At 65.4% G+C, this 17650-nt stretch carries 16 protein-coding genes and 1 tRNA gene; 13 read left to right on the forward strand and 4 right to left on the reverse strand.

The genetic code is table 11. The annotated features are described in order from the left end of the window. Positions 1-77: 77 nt before the first annotated feature. The 5 genes from gcvP (at position 78) to GL279_RS01000 (ending at position 6019) form a co-directional block, all read left to right on the forward strand. Entirely contained in the window at positions 78-2906 is a 2829-nt protein-coding gene (gene gcvP / locus GL279_RS00980; RefSeq protein WP_155062729.1) for an aminomethyl-transferring glycine dehydrogenase, read from the forward strand. Positions 2907-3098: 192 nt separating this feature from the next. Then, positions 3099-3470: a hypothetical protein gene (locus GL279_RS00985; protein WP_155062730.1), complete on the forward strand. Its 372-nt coding sequence runs from the start codon at positions 3099-3101 to the stop codon at positions 3468-3470. 3 nt (positions 3471-3473) lie between these two features. Further along, the gene (locus GL279_RS00990) at positions 3474-5363 is read left to right on the forward strand and encodes a pyrroloquinoline quinone-dependent dehydrogenase (protein WP_155062731.1); all 1890 of its coding nucleotides are present in this window, start codon (positions 3474-3476) and stop codon (positions 5361-5363) included. Positions 5364-5421: 58 nt separating this feature from the next. Continuing rightward, on the forward strand, positions 5422-5865 hold the full coding sequence (locus GL279_RS00995; RefSeq protein WP_155062732.1) for a thioredoxin family protein: 444 nt from the start codon (positions 5422-5424) through the stop codon (positions 5863-5865). Between the two features lie 78 nt (positions 5866-5943). Next, positions 5944-6019 (forward strand) — tRNA-Ala (locus GL279_RS01000). A 112-nt stretch (positions 6020-6131) separates the two neighbouring features. Here the strand turns inward: GL279_RS01000 and GL279_RS01005 are convergent. Next, positions 6132-6269 (reverse strand): hypothetical protein, encoded by a 138-nt coding sequence (locus GL279_RS01005; RefSeq protein WP_170293891.1) that lies wholly within the window; start codon positions 6267-6269, stop codon positions 6132-6134. A gap of 10 nt (positions 6270-6279) precedes the next feature. Further along, a complete protein-coding gene (locus GL279_RS19690) occupies positions 6280-6672 on the reverse strand; it encodes an oxidoreductase (RefSeq protein ID WP_425495597.1) in 393 nt (130 codons plus the stop codon). Between the two features lie 141 nt (positions 6673-6813). Here GL279_RS19690 and GL279_RS01015 point away from each other — a divergent pair, with 141 nt between their 5' ends. Continuing rightward, positions 6814-7095, forward strand: a complete 282-nt coding sequence (locus GL279_RS01015; protein WP_155062734.1) for a hypothetical protein — start codon at positions 6814-6816, stop codon at positions 7093-7095. Positions 7096-7269: 174 nt separating this feature from the next. On the opposite strand, the gene GL279_RS01020 is transcribed toward GL279_RS01015, so the two are convergent. Together GL279_RS01020 and GL279_RS01025 are read right to left on the reverse strand one after the other, a co-directional pair. Further along, complete coding sequence (locus GL279_RS01020) at positions 7270-8715, reverse strand: PAS domain S-box protein (RefSeq protein WP_155062735.1); 1446 nt, start codon at positions 8713-8715, stop codon at positions 7270-7272. A gap of 153 nt (positions 8716-8868) precedes the next feature. Continuing rightward, a complete protein-coding gene (locus GL279_RS01025; protein WP_155062736.1) occupies positions 8869-9111 on the reverse strand; it encodes a hypothetical protein in 243 nt (80 codons plus the stop codon). Between the two features lie 344 nt (positions 9112-9455). Here GL279_RS01025 and GL279_RS01030 point away from each other — a divergent pair, with 344 nt between their 5' ends. From GL279_RS01030 to GL279_RS01065, 7 genes are all read left to right on the forward strand, one after another. Next, entirely contained in the window at positions 9456-10262 is an 807-nt protein-coding gene (locus GL279_RS01030; RefSeq protein WP_155062737.1) for a 3-hydroxybutyrate dehydrogenase, read from the forward strand. 16 nt (positions 10263-10278) lie between these two features. Further along, positions 10279-11019 (forward strand): acetoacetate decarboxylase, encoded by a 741-nt coding sequence (locus GL279_RS01035; protein WP_155062738.1) that lies wholly within the window; start codon positions 10279-10281, stop codon positions 11017-11019. Positions 11020-11023: 4 nt separating this feature from the next. Continuing rightward, positions 11024-12259 (forward strand): patatin-like phospholipase family protein, encoded by a 1236-nt coding sequence (locus GL279_RS01040; RefSeq protein WP_155062739.1) that lies wholly within the window; start codon positions 11024-11026, stop codon positions 12257-12259. 372 nt (positions 12260-12631) lie between these two features. Further along, complete coding sequence (locus GL279_RS01045; protein WP_155062740.1) at positions 12632-14059, forward strand: NADH:flavin oxidoreductase; 1428 nt, start codon at positions 12632-12634, stop codon at positions 14057-14059. Continuing rightward, on the forward strand, positions 14056-15762 hold the full coding sequence (locus GL279_RS19225; protein ID WP_211371233.1) for a c-type cytochrome: 1707 nt from the start codon (positions 14056-14058) through the stop codon (positions 15760-15762). The genes GL279_RS01045 and GL279_RS19225 overlap by 4 nt, the downstream gene beginning before the upstream one ends. Next, positions 15759-16187 carry a hypothetical protein gene (locus GL279_RS01060; protein ID WP_155062741.1) on the forward strand — a complete coding sequence of 143 codons (429 nt, stop codon included), beginning with the start codon at positions 15759-15761 and terminating at the stop codon, positions 16185-16187. The genes GL279_RS19225 and GL279_RS01060 overlap by 4 nt, the downstream gene beginning before the upstream one ends. Continuing rightward, positions 16187-17644 carry a c-type cytochrome gene (locus GL279_RS01065; RefSeq protein WP_155062742.1) on the forward strand — a complete coding sequence of 486 codons (1458 nt, stop codon included), beginning with the start codon at positions 16187-16189 and terminating at the stop codon, positions 17642-17644. Before GL279_RS01060 ends, GL279_RS01065 begins: the two co-directional genes overlap by 1 nt. The last annotated feature ends 6 nt before the right edge of the window (positions 17645-17650 follow it).

Genomic DNA, 17650 nt, shown 5'->3' on the forward strand with positions numbered 1-17650 from the left:
GCGCTTCGCCCCCGGACCCCCCGAGGATATTTGGACACGAAAGAAGCCGCGCGCCCGGTTTCGATGGGAAGGCAATCATGGCTGGCTGGATGCCGACGAGCTATAACCCCGACGATTTTGCGAACCGCCGCCATATCGGCCCGTCTCCGGCCGAGATGGCGCAGATGCTGGAAGTCGTGGGCGCCGAGAGCCTGGAGGCGCTGATCGGGCAGACCGTGCCCGCGCGCATCCGTCAGGCCGAGGCGCTGGACTGGCCGGCGCTGTCGGAGGCGGCGCTGCTGGCGCGGATGCGCGAGGTGGCCGGGAGAAACAGGGTGATGACCAGCCTGATCGGGCAGGGCTATTACGGCACGGTCACGCCGCCGGCGATCCAGCGCAACATTCTGGAGAACCCGGCATGGTACACGGCCTATACGCCCTATCAGCCCGAGATCGCGCAAGGCCGGCTGGAGGCCTTGTTGAATTTCCAGACCATGGTGGCGGATCTGACCGGCCTGCCGGTGGCCAATGCCAGTCTGCTGGATGAGGCGACCGCCGCTGCCGAGGCCATGGCCATGGCGCAGCGGGTGGCCAAGTCCAAGGCGAGGGCGTTTTTCGTCAGCGACGAGTTGCATCCGCAGACCGTGGCAGTGATCGAGACGCGGGCCGCGCCCTTGGGCATCGAGATCCTGCGCGGCGATCTGGATCCGGCGCGGGTCTTTGGCGCGATCTTTCAATATCCGGGCAGTCATGGCGGCATCTGCGACTACAGCGACCAGATCGCGGCGCTGCATCAGGCCGGTGCGGTGGCCGTGGTGGCGACCGATCTGCTGGCGCTCTGCGTGCTGAAGGAGCCGGGCGCGATGGGCGCCGATATCGCCGTGGGCAGCGCCCAGCGGTTCGGCGTGCCCATGGGCTATGGCGGGCCGCATGCCGCGTTCATGGCCTGCCGCGACGAGATGAAGCGGGCGATGCCGGGGCGGATCGTCGGTGTCTCGATCGACGCCAAGGGCAACAAGGCTTACCGGCTGTCCCTGCAGACCCGCGAGCAGCATATCCGGCGCGAGAAGGCGACCAGCAATGTCTGCACCGCGCAGGCGCTGCTGGCGGTGATGGCGGGCTTTTATGCCGTGTTCCATGGGCCGGTGGGCCTGCGGGCCATTGCGCAGCGGGTGCATCTGAATGCGGTGACCTTGGCCGAGGCGCTGCGTGCGGCGGGGGCCGAGGTCGAGCCGCAGGCGTTTTTCGACACCATGACCGTGCGCGTTGGTGTCGGGCAGGCGGGCATTCTGGCCGCCGCCCGCCAGCGCGGCATCAACCTGCGCCAGGTGGGCCGCGACCGGGTCGGCATCAGCGTCGATGAGACCACCGATGCGGGCGTGATCGCGCGGGTGCTGGATGCCTTTGGCATCTCGGCTCCGGCGGTGGCGGCGGTGGCGCCGGCCATCCCCGAGGCGCTGCTGCGCGACAGCGATTACCTGACGCATCCGGTCTTTCACATGAACCGCGCCGAATCCGAGATGATGCGCTATATGCGCCGCCTCTCGGACCGGGATCTGGCGCTGGACCGGGCGATGATCCCCTTGGGCAGTTGCACGATGAAGCTGAACGCAGCCGCCGAGATGATGCCGATCACCTGGCCCGAATTCGGCGCGCTGCATCCCTTCGCGCCCGAGGATCAGGCGGCGGGCTATCATGAGGTCTTTGCCGATCTGACCAACAAACTGTGCCAGATCACCGGGTATGACGCGTTTTCGTTACAGCCCAATAGCGGCGCGCAGGGGGAATATGCGGGGCTTCTGACCATCGCGGCCTATCACAAGGCGCGGGGCGAAGAGCGCGACATCTGCCTGATCCCGGTCAGTGCGCATGGCACCAACCCGGCCAGCGCCCAGATGGCGGGGATGAAGGTCGTGGTGGTCAAGTCGGCGCCAAATGGCGACATCGATCTTGAGGATTTCGCGGCCCAAGCGGAGAAGGCGGGCGAGCGGCTGGCGGCGGTGATGATCACCTATCCCAGCACGCATGGCGTCTTTGAGGATACCGTGCGCGAGGTCTGTGACATCACTCACAGCCATGGCGGTCAGGTCTATATCGACGGCGCGAACATGAACGCGCTGGTCGGGCTGGTGAAACCGGGCGAGATCGGCGGCGATGTCAGCCACCTGAACCTGCACAAGACCTTTGCCATTCCACATGGCGGCGGTGGTCCCGGCATGGGGCCGATCGGGGTCAGGGCGCATCTGGCGCCCTATCTGCCTGCCGACCCGCGCAGCGGCGAAGAAGGTGCGGTCTCGGCGGCGCCATGGGGCTCGGCCTCGATTCTGCTGATCTCCTGGGCCTATATCCTGATGATGGGCGGGGCCGGGCTGACGCAGGCGACGCGGGTGGCGATCCTAAATGCGAATTACATTGCCAGCCGTCTGGCCGCCGCCTATCCGGTGTTGTTCATGGGCAATCGCGGCCGCGTGGCGCATGAATGCATCCTGGATATGCGCCCCTTTGCCGCGCATGGCGTGACCGTCGATGATATCGCCAAGCGGCTGATCGACAACGGCTTCCATGCGCCGACCATGAGCTGGCCGGTCGCAGGCACGCTGATGGTCGAGCCGACGGAATCGGAAACCAAGGCCGAGATCGACCGGCTGATCACCGCCTTTCTGGCCATCCGTGACGAGATCACCGACGTGTCCGAGGGACGGATCAGTGCCGAGGCCAGCCCCCTGCGCCACGCCCCGCATACGGTCGAGGATCTGGTGGCCGATTGGGACCGCGAATATTCGCGCGAACAGGGCTGTTTCCCGCCGGGCGCGTTCCGGGTGGACAAATACTGGCCTCCGGTCGGGCGGGTGGACAATGTGTTCGGCGACCGCAACCTGATCTGCACCTGCCCGCCGGTCGAGGATTACGCACAAGCCGCCGAATAGGCCGGCAGAATGAAAATCGGGTCGGGGCAATGACGTCCCGGCCTTTCTTAAAGTCGACGGGGCGGGCAATTCTGTCGGCATGATGCATGTCGGCGCAGAAACCCACTCATTGTTTCACGCGTTCGTGTGCGCGCCCAACTCGTCCCCATGCCTTTGGCAGGAGCGGGGGCCATTCAAACAGGTGAACGGACCATGGCTACAACAACAACCTATCCGACCTTGCCCCCGAACCTGCTGCGCGAGCGGCTGGTGGCGCAGATCATGGCCGTGCCGGCGGCACTGGCCGTCGTCGCTGCATTGGTGGAATTCCTGTGGCACGGCTCGGGCGTGTCATGGACCACGGGCGCGGCGCTGTCGCTGTTCGGCTGCGTCGCGCTGCTATTCGGGGCCTTCATGCTGAAGGTGCTGTCCCCCGGTGCGCTGCGCACCACTTTTACCCTGCTGGTGCTGATCGGGGGCGTGCTGACGGCGCTTGCGGCATGGTTTCTGGAAAGCCATCTGGTGCTGATCGCCGTTCTGGCCATGCTGCTGTGCTGGCTGCTGTTCATTCTGGTCACGAGGTAAGACATGCGTATTCTGGCAACTGTCCTGATCCTTGGCTCGGCCATGCCGGCGCTGGCGCAGCAGGCCGAGTGGCGATCCTTTCACGGCGACGAGATGGGGCAGAAATTCTCGCGCTCGGAGCAGATCACGCCCGAGAATGTCGGCAAACTGGAAAAGGTCTGGGAACTGCATACCGGCGACGTCTCGGACGGCAAAGGGGATATTCCCGGCACCGTCTGGTCGGCCACGCCCATCGTCGCCAATGACACGGTTTATATCGGCACGCCCTTCTATCGCGTCATTGCAGTCGAGCCGGACACCGGCAAGGTGAAATGGACCTATGATCCCAAGACCGAGCTGAAGGCGCTGACCCAGCCCGAGCTGAAGAACCGCGGCGTGACCTATTGGGCCGCCAGCGACGGATCGACCGGCCCCTGTTCCAAGCGGGTCTATATCGGCACCATGTCCGGCCAGATCCATGCGCTGGATGCCGACAGCGGCCAGCTTTGCAAGGATTTCGGCCAAGGCGGCATCCTTGACGTGAACCAGTGGAACAAGCCCGACGCCAACTTTCCGCTGTCGCAATTGCAGCCGCCGACCGTCTACAAGGACACGCTGCTGCTGGGCTGGGCCGGCAAGGATTGGGTGGATAGCAAGAACCCACTGGGCTCGGTCCATGCCGTCGATGCCCGCACCGGCGCGCTGAAATGGAAATTCTATTCGATCGACCCGGATTATCCCGGCAAGACCGGCACCGCCAATATCTGGACCGCCATGTCGGTCGATGAACAGAACGGGCTGGTCTATCTGCCGGTGTCCTCGCCCAGCCCGGATTTCTACGGCGGCGACCGGACGGCGCCGATGCCCTATGCCACCTCGGTCACGGCGCTGAACGGCGATACCGGCGCGGTGGTCTGGTCGCGGCAATTGGTGCATCACGACATCTGGGATTATGACATCAACGCCGCGCCGACGCTGGTCGACATCCCCAAGGACGGTGGCACGGTGCCGGCGCTGGTTCAGACCAGCAAGATGGGGATGATGTTCGTGCTGAACCGCCTGACCGGCGAGCCGATCTTTCCGATCGAGGAACGCCCGGTCCCGGCCAGCGACGTGGCCGGCGAAGAGGCGGCGCCGACCCAGCCCTATCCCACCCTGCCGAAGCCGATGATCGCCGATCACTGGAGCGGCGTCTTCAAGCTGGCCGACATCGCCTCGTTCGGCTGGTGTTCGCGCAAGGCGGCCGAGCTGCGCAACGAGGGCCGCTATACGCCGCCCTCGCTGCAGGGCTCGCTGGCCTTTCCGGCGACGGCGGGCGGCATGCAATGGGGCGGCGGCACCGTCGATCCCGAAACCGGGATCTATTACGTCAACTCGTCCCATGTCGTGCAGATCTATCAGCTGATCGCGCGCGCCGAATATGACAAGCTGTCTTCGGGCGGGTCCGAGGCCGAGGGCGGCTTGTTCCCGATGCATGGCTCGCCCTATGGCTTCCGGCTGACCAATTTCCTCAATCCGCTGGGCATGCCCTGCTGGGCGCCGCCCTATGGCACCATGGCGGCCATCGACCTCAAGACCGGCAAGACGCTGTGGGACGAGCCCTTTGGCCAAGTCCAGCAATGGGGCTTTTACATGCCCGAGAGTTGGGGGTCGCCGACCATCGGCGGGCCGGTGCTGACCAAGACGGGGCTGATCTTTATTGGCGCGTCGATGGATGCGCGGGTGCGGGCGCTGGATGCCAAGACTGGCAAGGTGCTGTGGAAGGCGCAGGTCGACGCGCCCGCCGTCTCGATCCCGGCGGTCTTCGATTACAAGGGCCGGGAATATGTGCTGTTCGCCGCCGGCGGCAATTCGATTATCAAGCCGCAGGTCGGCGATCAGCTGGTCGCCTTTGCCCTGCCGCCGGCGAAGTGACGCGGCAGGGATTGAAAAACGCCATGGCGATCACATCCTTGAAGGCAAGGAGATCGCCATGGCTGAAACATCGCTGAAACTGACCTGTCTGGCCTGCGGCCAGCTGAACCGCATCCCGGCCTCGCGTCTGGCAGAGGCGCCCAAATGCGGTACCTGCGGCGCAAGGCTGCTCCAGCCCAAGCCCTTTGCCGTCGATTTCGCCACGCTGCGCAAGGCCACCCGCGCCGATGAGCTGCCGCTGCTGGTGGATTTCTGGGCGCCCTGGTGTGCTCCCTGCCGCGCGATGGCACCCGAATTCGAAAAGGCGGCGGCGCAGCTGGCGGGGCGGGTGCGTCTGGCCAAGATCGACACGCAGGCGCATCCGCAGGCCAGCCAGGTCTTTGGTATCCGGGGCATTCCTGCCTTTGCCCTGTTCCGTGCCGGGCGTGAGCTGGGCCGCGAATCCGGTGCCCGCCCGGCCGCCGATCTGCTGCGTTTTGTCGAAGCCCGCATCGCCGGCTGAGTGCGCGACAGAATTTGCACGCCGCCGCTTTTCGGTGCCTTGACAATCCCCACGCCCCGGTCCAGATAGCGCGCCAGTGGGGCCGTAGCTCAGTTGGTAGAGCGCATCGTTCGCAATGATGAGGCCAGGGGTTCGATTCCCCTCGGCTCCACCAAGCAATCTGAAATTTCCCTGTTAAATCAATTGCTTGTGCTGGGGGGTAAGTTGCCAGTCCGGCTCGCTGTCCCCCACCTTGCAGCGCAATAGTGCGGATGAAAGCGGAATGATCACACCGCGCGATCCGCCGCCGCGTCCAGCCGAACCAGACGATAGCCGCCGAAGCGCGCCACATTCTCGACCACCAGCCCGACGCGGGCGAGCTTGCCGCGCATCAGAGACAGCTTTTCCTTGAAGGTCGCATACATCGGCGCGGGGTCAGGCGGACTGTCGTCGTCGCGATAGATCGCCCGCAAAATCGCGTCTGTCGGGATCGGCTGGCCGCGACCGGCCATGACAGCGCGCAGGATCGCGGCTTGAACTGGCGTCAGCCCCAGCGCCAGGCCGAGGGGGCTGCGAGTGCGGTCCCACGACGCCGACGCCAAAGCCCGGCGCAACGCGGGCGCGGATGATCTCGACCAGCAGCCGTGCGCGGTTTTCCAGCAGCCCGCCCCAGCGGTCCTCACGCCGGTTGGTCAGGGGCGAGAGGAACTGGCTCAGCAGATAGCCATGCGCGGCATGGACCTGTACGCCGTCGAACCCGGCCTGCTCGGCCAGCGCGGCGGTATTGGCAAAGCGGCGGACCACCTCGTCAATGTCCGCATCAGACATGTGACGAGAGCGCAGCGCGGACCGTCCGGCTGCCGGGCAACCCGCCTGCCTTGATGGGATACCTGTTGCCCGACCCCGCCGGTTGCCAAGGTCGTCACCCCAGCCTAGAGAGACGCCCCAACCAAAACCAAAGGCATTTCAATGAAACAGATCTTGCTGCCCCTCGTCGTCGCCTTAGCTGTTGGCTTCGGCTTCATGGCATATGACAAGTCGCGTGGCGCTGAATGGGTCGTCTCGCCCGAGCAGATTGCAGCGGCCAAGGCGCAGGGCAAGTCCGGTTATGAAAGCGCGCCGGGAACGGTAGCGGTGCTGCCGATCCGAAGCGAGACGGCAGATGCGCTGCCATTCAAATGGGCACTGGCTGGCATCGCGGCCGGTGTGCTTGTGTTCTCGGCCACACGTCGTCGGAAGAAGGCCGCATAAGGGTTTTTGTGGCGCAAGAGAGTTGCACGCATTCGAGACAAGCAATCGTATCTTGAGCAATCCGAGCTCGTAGGGAACGCTCTTTATACACGTGTGCGCCACTGACAAAGGCATTGCCGATCATCAGAAGTGGCTCGTCTCGCGGTATCGCAGTCACCCCGCTGCCCCGACGCGTCACTCCCAGGTGGCGCTCAGGGGTGCGCGGATGCGGCAGGTCACGCCTTCGGGGGCGAATTCCAGCTCGACCTCGCCGTTCAGCTCGGCGGCCAGCGCGTCCTGGATCAGCATCGAGCCAAAACCGGTCCTGACCGGCTCCTTGACCGTCGGGCCGCCGCTTTCACGCCATGTCAGCTGGAACTCGTCCTTTTCGGGGCAGCAGCCCCAATCGATGGAAACCAGCCCTGTCGGTTGCGACAGCGCGCCATATTTGGCGGCATTGGTGGCCAGCTCGTGCATCGCCATCGACAGCGTGACGACAGCGCGCGGCGGCAGCGGCATGTCCGGGCCGGTGACGCGGAAACGTTCGGCGCCAAAGGCGCTGACCACGCCATCCACGATCGAGACCAGACTGGCGCTTTCCCAGTTCCGCTGGGTCAGCAGGTCATGCGCCCGGCCAAGGGCCCGCAGCCGGTCCGAAAAGGCGCGCGATTTCTCTGGCTCGGCGGCGCCGAAGCTTTGGTTGGCGATGGCCTGCACGGTGGCCAGCACGTTCTTGACGCGGTGTTTCAGCTCTCCCATCAGAAGCTGCCGCAGGCGTTCGGATTTCTTGCGGCCGCTGATGTCGCGGGCGATCTTCGAGGCGCCGATAATCCGGCCGGCGTGGTCATGGATCGGCGACACGGTCAGCGACACGTCGATCAGGCTGCCGTCCTTGTGCCGGCGCTGGGTTTCATGCGTGTCGACGCGGACCCCGGATATGATCTGGGCCATGATCCGGTCCTCTTCATCGGGGCGGTCCTCGGGCAGGATCAGGGTCACGGGCCGGCCCAGCACCTCGGCGGCGGCATAGCCGTAAAGCGCCTCGGCGCCCCGATTCCACGCCGTGATCCGCTGTTGCATGTCCATGCCAAGGATCGCATCGCCCGAGGACGAGACGATGGCGGCAAGGCGGCGCTCGGCCTCTAGCGCCTTCAGCCGTTCGGTGGTCTCGGCGACGATGCATAGCACCGCATGGATCCGGCCCCGCGCGTCGCGGATGGGCGAGAAAGAGAAATCGAAACGCACCTCCTCCAGAAAGCCACGGCGGTCGATATGGAACGGTCGATCCAGCGCCGAGACGGTTTCGCCGGTCGTGCTGACCCGACGCAGCATCTGTTCGAGTTCGGACCAGAGCTCGGCCCAGCCTTCGCGCGCGGGGCGGCCAAGGGCGCGGGGGTGCTTGTTGCCGATGGTGGCAGCATGCGCGTCATTGTAAAGCGCGACATAATCCGGGCCGGCAAAGATGACGATCTGGGCATGGGTCGGCAGGATCAGATCCACGGCTGCGCGCAGGCAGTCGGGCCATTCGCCCTTGGGGCCCAAGGGGCAGGTCGGCCAGTCCAGTGCCGCGATCAGATGCGCCAGGTCGTTCTGGCCGCGCGCCAAAGTCGTGTCCACAATTCCCGCCGATCGGGCCAGCATGGCCAGAGCCTTACCGTGGCGCAACGACAAGGCATGGTCCTAAAAAGCCATGGGCTGGGGGGATTTGCAAGGTAATCCGGCAAGGTCGGGGGCAGGTGGCGCGGCCCCGCCGATGACACGGCGCGCCGGGGCAGGGCCCGTGGCTGCTGGGGGTCAGCAATCCTCGTCCTTGTCCACGAAGCCGGGGCGGTCGCGGTTTTCGCACATGGCGGTGTCAGGCTTGGCGCCGCCGGGGCGCGAGGGCCAGCTTTTGCCCTGCTCTGGCGGGTTTTGCTCGGGCTGGCCCCGCAGGAATTCTTCGGGCCGATGGGGCATGCCCTCATGCCGGCCCTGACCGTTTTCCCGCTTGGGAGCCGTGGCCGGATAGTCCTTTTGCGTCGGCTTTTCAGGTGTCATTTCCGATCCTCCTGCCTGCCAACCCCGGCTCAGCGGGGATGTTCCAAGTCAGCGGGATGGGGCGGTCGGGGCGCCGTCGCCCAATCCCCCTCGCGTCGCCACAAATCTGGCGCGGGATCGTCACGCGCCTGTCAATCGCCGCCGCTACCGAAGGGCCGTGACTGTTTCTCCCGGTCAGCAGGCATCTGGGCAGGGCGCCAAGAGCCCGCGCGGAAAGGGCAAGGACAAGCCCGCCGCGCCATGCGGCATCCGGTCGGGACGGGAAACAGGCCGGACCTGCGCCGCAAGGCGCGGGCCCACCCCAAGGCGCCCCTGCGGCGCAACCTATTGCGGAGAAGCAAGCAATGACGGACCTCACCAGCAACGCCGGCCTCGTCGGCAAGGTCGCGATCGTGACCGGCTCGACCAGCGGCATCGGCCTTGGCATCGCCCGCGGTCTGGCCGCCTCGGGCGCGCATGTCGTCATCAACGGTCTGGGCGACGCCGCCGGGATCGAGGCCGAGCGCGCCGGGATCGAGGCCGAATTCGGCGTGCGCTGCCTGTATTCCCCCGCCAATATGCTGTCCGCCGACGAGATCGCCGGCATGGTCGGGCTGGCCGTGGACGAACTGAGCAGCGCCGACATTCTGGTCAACAACGCCGGCATCCAGTTCGTCTCGCCGATCGAGGAGTTCCCCGACGACAAGTTCGAGGCGATCATGCGCATCAACCTGATGGCGGTGTTCCATTCGATCAAGGCGGCGCTGCCGGTGATGAAGGCGCGCGGCTGGGGGCGGATCATCAACGTGGCCTCGGCGCATGCGCTGGTCGCCTCGCCCTTCAAATCGGCCTATGTCGCGGCCAAGCACGGCGTCGCCGGCCTGACCAAGACCGTCGCGCTGGAGGCGGCCACCCATGGCGTCACCGCCAATGCGATCTGCCCGGGCTATGTCTGGACGCCGCTGGTCGAAAAGCAGATCCCCGACACCATGGCCGCGCGCGGCCTGACCAAAGAGCAGGTCATCCACGACGTGCTGCTGGAGGCCCAGCCGACCAAGCAATTCGTCACCGTCGATCAGGTGGCGGCGCTGGCGCTGTTTCTGGCCTCGGACGCGGCGGCCTCGGTCACCGGGGCGATCCTGCCCATCGACGGCGGCTGGACCGCGCATTGAACCCGGAGCTGAAGCCATGAAAGCCGAAGATGTCGCCCGCGCCTATGCGATGCCGCTGACCAATCCCGCCTATCCGCCGGGGCCTTACCGTTTTATCGACCGTGAATATGTCATCATCACCTATCGCACAGACCCCGAGGCCCTGCGCGCCGTGGTGCCCGAGCCGCTGGAGATCGCCGAGCCGCTGGTGAAATACGAATTCATCCGCATGCCGGATTCCACCGGCTTTGGCGATTACACCGAGACCGGGCAGGTGATCCCGGTTCTCTTGGACGGCAAGCCCGGCACCTATGTCCATTCCATGTATCTGGACGACGATGCCCCCATCGCCGGTGGCCGCGAGATCTGGGGCTTTCCGAAAAAGCTCGCCACGCCGAAACTGTCGCATGAGGGCGAGGTGATCCTGGGCACGCTGCACTATGGTTCGGTGCTTTGTGTGACGGCGACCATGGGCTTCAAGCATCGCGCGGTGCCGCTGGGCCCGCTGACCGAGGCGTTGGCCGAGCCGAACTACCTGCTGAAGGTCATCCCGCATGTCGATGGCACGCCGCGCATCTGCGAACTGGTCCGCTATCACCTGACCGACATCAACGTGAAGGGTGCCTGGACCGGGCCGGCCGATCTGCAGCTCTTTCGCCATGTCATTGCCGATGTGGCGCGCCTGCCGGTGCTGGAGGTGGTCTCGGCGCTGCATTTCATCGCCGATCTGACGCTCGACATGGGCGAGGTCGCCCACGACTATCTGAAAAGGGACTGAGCCCATGGACGCGACAGCAACGCCTGCCACCCAACGCAAGCCGGCGCGCAGGACCGTGGCCGCGCCGCTGGTGCCCGACGAGCAGCGCTCTGATGCCATCGGCGAGCCGCCCGAGATCCGTGACCTTCTGGCCGATTACGCCTCGGTTGCTCTGGTGCTGCAGGGCGGGGGGGCGCTGGGTGCCTATCAGGCCGGCGTGTTTCAGGCGCTGGACGAGGCCGGGATCGACCCGGTCTGGCTGTCGGGCGTGTCGATCGGCGCGATCAATGCCGCCATCATTGCCGGCAACCATCGCGGCGACCGGCTGGACCGGCTGCGCGATTTCTGGGAAACGGTGTCGAAACGCAAGGTCTGGCACTGGAACCCCGAGGGCGACTGGATGCGCCGGCTGCGCAACCACACCAGCTCGTCGATGACGATGATGCACGGCCTGTCCGGCTTCTTTCAGCCGCGCCCGGTCAACCCTTGGCTGCGCCTGCCCGGCGCCAGCGGCGCCACCAGTTTTTACGATACCTCGATGTTGGAAGGGACGCTGAACCGGCTGGTGAACTGGGACGTGCTGAACGATCCCCAGCGGCGGTTGTCGGTGGGGGCGGTGAACGTGCGCACCGGCAACTTCCGCTATTTCGACAGCCAGATTGAACGGATCGGGCCGCAGCATATCATGGCCTCGGGGGCGCTGCCGCCGGCCTTCCCGGCCGTCCATATCGAGAACGAGTATTACTGGGACGGCGGCATCGTGTCGAACACGCCGCTGCAATACCTGCTGGAACAGGAAGAAATGCACGACACGCTGGTGTTTCAGGTCGACCTGTTCAGCGCGCGCGGCATCCTGCCCCGCGACATGGGCGACGTGATGGCCCGGCACAAGGACATCATGTATTCCAGCCGGACCCGCAACAACACCGACACCTTCCGCCGGCTGCACAACCTGCGGCTCTGGCTGCACAAGGCGCTGCAAAAGGTGCCGGCCGAGCGGCTGACCGATGAGGACCGCGCCTTCCTGACCTCGATGGAGGAGGACGTGCCGCAGATCAACATCGTCCACCTGATCTATCAGCAAAAGATCTATGAAAGCGATGCCAAGGACTATGAGTTCTCGGGCACCTCGATGCGCGAGCATTGGGAAAGTGGCTATCAGGACACGCGCAAGACGCTGCGGCACCGCAAATGGCTGGTCAAGCCGCCGGAATCGATCGGCATGACCGTCCACGACGTGCATCGCGACGATCCGACCTGACCCGGGCCGGCGGGCGCTGCGGCCCCGCCTGTCCACCTGACCTTTGTCCGGGCAAGCGCCGTTTGACGGCCTTGCCCAGTCTGCTTTTGGCCGGGCGGCACCGCTGCATGAGGGGCGGGACGCGCGCGAATCATGCGCCTGATCGGCCCTGCTGCGCGCCGGTTTCGGCGCCCATCCCGGCGCGGGCGCCGGGCATCTGCGACCGCCGCAGCCAGCAATTGCAGAGATAAACCTTAGGTAGAAAATTTTATGGGCCTTTCGCAGACTAATTGATCCAGTCGCGATTTGGTGATAGCTTTTCTTGAAATAGACGTGTTTTTGTTTCGCACCAGAAATGGTCGGTTTTTCCTGGTTTTTTCCGAGGATGCCGCTATGAATCCGGACCGTGCCTTTCCGCATGAAGAGAATGCCAATGTCATTTTCCGACCGCTGACTTTCAGAAATCTGGAAATTAAAAACCGCCTGCTGCGCTCGAACATTTCCGGTACTTTTGATGACTATAATGGGCACGGCGGTCATGCGCGGCTGAATTGGGAAGAAAAGTTTGCCCGCGGTGGGGTGGGGGCGATCCTGACCTCGTTCACGCCGGTCACGGTGCGCGGGCGCATCCTGACGCGCTATGCGATGATCGACCATGACGACAAGATCCCGTTCTGGCGCGCGGTCGGGCAGCGGGTGCATGGCCATGATTGCAAGCTGATCATGCAGCTGTCCCATTCCGGCCGGCAGCAGGATCTGGGCGGGGTCGAGAACCTGCATCTGCGGGCGCAAAGCTCGACCGACAAGCGGGATTATTTCCACGGCATCCTGTGCCGGGCCATGTCGCGCCCCGAGATCGCCGAGATCGTGCGCCTGTTCGCCCAAGGCGCGCGCCGCGCGCGCGAGGCGGGGCTGGACGGGGTCGAGCTGCATGGCGCGAATGGCTATCTGATCACGCAGTTCCTGTCCTCGGGCATCAACGACCGCAAGGACGAATATGGCGGCAACTGGGAGGCGCGGGCCCGCTTCGTGCTCGAGATCGTGCGCGCCATCCGCGCCGAGGTCGGGCAGGATTTCCACCTGCAGATGAAGATCAACGGCGAAGATCACAACGCCTGGCTCTACCCCTGGCAAAAGCCGGGCAATACGCTGGACGAAACGCTGCGCATCTGCCGATTGCTGATGGATGACGGCAAGGGCGTCGATGCCTTTCACGTCTCGTCCGGCTCGACCTTTCCGCATCCGCGCAACCCGCCGGGCGATCTGCCGATGCGCGATCTGGCGCGCTGGTATGACGGCATGATCAGTCAGGGCACGCGGGCGGGCTTCAACCACGCGATCTTTTCCAACAGGGTGACGGCGCAGGCATTCCGGGCCTTCTGGCGCTGGCGGCGCGGCCGGGTGATCGAGGGCATCAACCTGCCTTACGCCCGTGCCATCCGCGCGGCTGTGCATGCGGTCGATCCCAGCGTCGCGGTGATCTGCACCGGCGGCTTCCAGCATGCCGATGTCATTGCCGGCGCCATCCGCGAAGGGGATTGCGACGCGGTTTCCATCGCGCGGCCGCTGATCGCCAACAATGATCTGCCACAGATCCTGCGTCAGGCCAATGGCCCCGAACGGCGGCGCGAATGCACCTATTGCAACAAATGCCTGATCAACGATCTGGAAAACCCGCTGGGCTGCTATGAGGTCAGCCGCTTTCCCGGCGACAGCTTCGAGGACAGGTATCAGGCGATGATCGCCGATGTCATGTCGGTCTTTGACCCGCCGGCCTTTCCGCCCACCCCAACCCCGCCACGGCAGGAGGCGCAGCCATGAGACGCGATGACGAGCCGCTGACCCCGGTCGAGCGGGCGGTGCGCAACCGGCGCCGGCTGGTCTGGTTGGTCGTTCTGGCGCTGCTGGGCGGGCTGGTCTGGTGGCTGGTGGGGGTGAACCAATATGTCGTCGCCCAAAAGACCGAACAGGACCACTTCCTGCATGGCTCGATCGGGGCCGAGACCGAAAACGGACTGCCCTATTGGGTCTTCAAGGCGCTGCCCGAAATCTACAGCCAGAAGCTGGGCGGCGAGGGGTGGGAGCATTTCGGCCTGATCACCCTGCCGGGCGACGACCTGCCGCTGGGCTTTTCGCGCCGCGTCGTCACCGGGGTCGAGCGGGTCTGGTTCAACTGCTCGCTCTGCCATGTCGGCAGCTACCGGATGGCCGACGGCCAGCAGCATCTGATCGCCGGGGCGCCCTCGAACAACCTGCGCCTGCAAGAGCTGATCTCGTTCCTTGTCGAGGCTGGTCGTGATCCCGGGTTCACGGCCGACAGCCTGATGACCGGGATCTCGAAAGCCGGCGGCCAATTGTCATGGCCCGAGCGGCTGATCTATCGCCATCTCGTCTTTCCTGCCGTCAAGACGAAGTTGCAATGGGTCGGCGACCGCCTTGCCTTTATCGACCGGCAAGAGCCTTGGGGCCCGGGCCGCGTGGACACGTTCAACCCCTACAAGGCGATCGAGTTCAATTTTCCCATGGATGAGGCGCATGTCGGGGCCGATGTGCTGAACGGCGCCTCGGACTATCCCGCGATCTGGCAGCAAAGCCCGCGCGAGGGGATGAACCTGCATTGGGACGGCAACAACGATTCCGTGGCCGAGCGCAATCTTTCTGCTGCGCTGGGCGCCGGGGTGACACCCGTAACGGTGGACCGCGCGGCCATCGGCCGGATCGAGGAATGGATGTGGCACCTGCCCGCGCCCCGCTATCCCGGCCCGGTGGATGAGGTAAAGGCCGCGCGGGGCGAGATGCTTTACACCCGTTACTGCGCCGCCTGCCATGGCCGCATGGCGGCCTCGCCGCCTCTGGAGCCGCAGCGCGGGCCCGGCAGCGGTGCGGCCCGCCTTTACGCCGCAGCCCATGTCGCCAGCAATATCGCAACCCCGCCAACGCGCGATTGCGCCGCGCCCCAGCCTGCGGGCCCGGTGGTGCCTGCGGCCGGGCTGGGCGGCTATCAGCAGCCCGGCACCTATGGCGAGGGTATCTTTGCCTATGCACCGGCGCGGGCCTATGATTACGACCGTGGCCGCTATCCCTGTCTGGGGCAGGTGGTGGCGCTGGACCGGATCGGCACCGATCCGGGGCGCTGGCGGTCCTATACCCGCGAATTCGCCGCCGCGCAGAACCTGCTTTATGCGGGCTACCCCTGGCGCTTTCACCGCTTTCACAAGACCGAGGGCTATGCCGGCCATCCCCTCGACGGGATCTGGGCCCGCGCGCCCTATCTGCACAATGGCTCGGTTCCGACGCTGCGCGACCTGCTGGAGCCCGCCGCTGCCCGCCCGGTGCAATGGTATCGCGGCTCGGACGAGCTTGACACCGCGCGCGTCGGCTATCGGGCGGATTCGGCGGCGCCGGGCCGGCTGTTCCTGTTCGACACCACCCGGCCCGGCAATGCCAACAGCGGCCATGACTACGGCACGCAGCTGACCGCCGATCAGAAAGACGACATCGTCGAATATATGAAAAAGCTATGAAACGCATGGATTCCCTCAGCCGCTGGAAAAGCCGCCATTCCCTGATCGTCTGGCTGGGAATCGTGCTGAACATGGGCTTTGTGCTGCCGCTGGTCTTTGCCCCGGCGTGGTTTCTGTCGCTGTTCGGCCTGACCGCCGAGCCGCTGCTGTGGCCGCGCTTTTCGGGGGTGCTGCTGGGGATCCTGTCGATCTTTTACATCCCCGCGACCTTTGACATCGACCGCTACCGCATCTTTGCCTGGCTGTCGGTGCTGCCGTCGCGCAGCTTTGGCGTGCTGTTCTTTTCGGTCATGGTGTTTCTGGCCCAGCAGCCCGCCGCCTTTCTTCTGGGGGTGGCGCTGGATGGCGGCATCGGCATCGCCTCGCTGTGCTGCCTGATCCGCATCGTGTCGCTGGAACAACAGATCGCCGAGGGAGATTCGTGATGCGTTGGGCGCGGATCCTGCAGGTCATTCTGGTGCTTGTGGTCGTGGGCGGGCTTGGCGGCTGGTTGCTGCTGTTCCGGCCGGTCAGCCAGCCGGGTAGCAACGACATGGCGGCGGTGTTCAACCACGGCTCGATCGGGAACGAGGAAACGCAGGGCATCCCCTATTGGATCTGGCGCGTGCTGCCGCAGGTGTTTCCCGACCTTCTGCCCAATGGCGGCGACGGCTATGCGGCCTTTGGCCTGCAATGGCAGCGCGGCGACGAATTGCCGATCGGTTTTTCGCGGATGACGCTGGGCGTGGTGCCGCGCGTGGCGCCGAACTGCGCCTTTTGCCATCAGGGCAGCTATCGGCTGTCGCCGCAGATGCCGGCGCAGCTGGTCAGCGCCGGTGCCGGCACGCGGGTCGATGTGCAGGCCTATCTGCGCTTTCTGATCGCCGCCGGGCAAGACCCGCGCTTTACCCCCGACCGGCTGATGGACGAGATCGAGGGCGTCGTCGCCCTGCCGCTGTGGCAGCGCGGGCTTTATCGCTATGTGCTGATCCCGGCGACGCGGCAGGCCCTGCGCCAGCAGGCCCTGCGCTTTGCCTGGACCGAGACGCGGCCGGATTGGGGGCCGGGGCGCATCGACCCGTTCAACCCGGTCAAATTCTCCAATCTGGGCCTGCCCGACGACGACACCATCGGCAATTCCGACATGATGCCGCTTTGGGCGCTGGGGCCGGTTGCGACGACGGATTCGGTGATCCGCTCGATGCATTGGGACGGGCTGATGACCGACCTGCACGAGACCGTGGTGGCGGGCGCGATCGGCGATGGCATGACGCAGCTCAGCTATCCGCGCAGCCGCAAGAACCTAGCCCGGATGGAGGATTTCATCCGCGTGCAGGTGCCACCCGCCTCGCCCTTTCGCAGCGACCTGCCGCCGGGCGACCCCTACCGGGTCGAGGCCGAGGCGGTGCAGGCGGGTCACGCGCTTTATCGCCGGCTCTGCGCCGATTGCCATGACCCCGCCGGCGCGCGGTTCCGCCAGCCGATCCCGGTGATCGAACTTGGAACCGACCGGCACCGTCTGGACATGTGGAGCGTCGAGGCCCGCGACCGCTATGCCGCCTATGAGCCCGATTACAATTGGGGCTTTCGGTCCTTTCGCAAGACTCAGGGCTATGTCGCGGTCAACCTGACCGGGCTGTGGCTGCGCGGGCCCTATCTGCACAATGGTTCGGTCCCCAGCCTGCGCGCGCTTTTGCTGCCGCCGCAGCAGCGCCCGGTGACCTTTACCCGGGGCAATGACCTGATCGACCCGGCCAATGGCGGCTTTCGCGCCGATCCGGGCGGCCCGGGCTGGCTTTATGACACGCGGCAACCGGGGAACGGCAATGGCGGCCATCTCTGGGGCACCGAGCTGTCCCCCGGTGATCGCGAATCCCTGCTGTCCTATCTGAAGACATTGTGAGGTTGC

This window comes from Paracoccus limosus (genome assembly GCF_009711185.1).
GTDB lineage: Bacteria > Pseudomonadota > Alphaproteobacteria > Rhodobacterales > Rhodobacteraceae > Paracoccus > Paracoccus limosus.

Coding starts and splice junctions, on each gene's coding strand:
- GL279_RS19225 (WP_211371233.1), top strand. CDS start 14,056: ATGAGACGCGATGACGAGCCGCTGACCCCGGTCGAGCGGGCGGTGCGC.
- GL279_RS00990 (WP_155062731.1), top strand. CDS start 3,474: ATGCGTATTCTGGCAACTGTCCTGATCCTTGGCTCGGCCATGCCGGCG.
- GL279_RS01060 (WP_155062741.1), top strand. CDS start 15,759: ATGAAACGCATGGATTCCCTCAGCCGCTGGAAAAGCCGCCATTCCCTG.
- GL279_RS01015 (WP_155062734.1), top strand. CDS start 6,814: ATGAAACAGATCTTGCTGCCCCTCGTCGTCGCCTTAGCTGTTGGCTTC.
- GL279_RS01035 (WP_155062738.1), top strand. CDS start 10,279: ATGAAAGCCGAAGATGTCGCCCGCGCCTATGCGATGCCGCTGACCAAT.
- GL279_RS00995 (WP_155062732.1), top strand. CDS start 5,422: ATGGCTGAAACATCGCTGAAACTGACCTGTCTGGCCTGCGGCCAGCTG.
- GL279_RS01020 (WP_155062735.1), bottom strand. CDS start 8,715: ATGCTGGCCCGATCGGCGGGAATTGTGGACACGACTTTGGCGCGCGGC.
- GL279_RS00985 (WP_155062730.1), top strand. CDS start 3,099: ATGGCTACAACAACAACCTATCCGACCTTGCCCCCGAACCTGCTGCGC.
- GL279_RS01065 (WP_155062742.1), top strand. CDS start 16,187: ATGCGTTGGGCGCGGATCCTGCAGGTCATTCTGGTGCTTGTGGTCGTG.
- GL279_RS01030 (WP_155062737.1), top strand. CDS start 9,456: ATGACGGACCTCACCAGCAACGCCGGCCTCGTCGGCAAGGTCGCGATC.
- GL279_RS19690 (WP_425495597.1), bottom strand. CDS start 6,672: ATGTCTGATGCGGACATTGACGAGGTGGTCCGCCGCTTTGCCAATACC.
- GL279_RS01005 (WP_170293891.1), bottom strand. CDS start 6,269: ATGTATGCGACCTTCAAGGAAAAGCTGTCTCTGATGCGCGGCAAGCTC.
- gcvP (WP_155062729.1), top strand. CDS start 78: ATGGCTGGCTGGATGCCGACGAGCTATAACCCCGACGATTTTGCGAAC.
- GL279_RS01025 (WP_155062736.1), bottom strand. CDS start 9,111: ATGACACCTGAAAAGCCGACGCAAAAGGACTATCCGGCCACGGCTCCC.
- GL279_RS01040 (WP_155062739.1), top strand. CDS start 11,024: ATGGACGCGACAGCAACGCCTGCCACCCAACGCAAGCCGGCGCGCAGG.
- GL279_RS01045 (WP_155062740.1), top strand. CDS start 12,632: ATGAATCCGGACCGTGCCTTTCCGCATGAAGAGAATGCCAATGTCATT.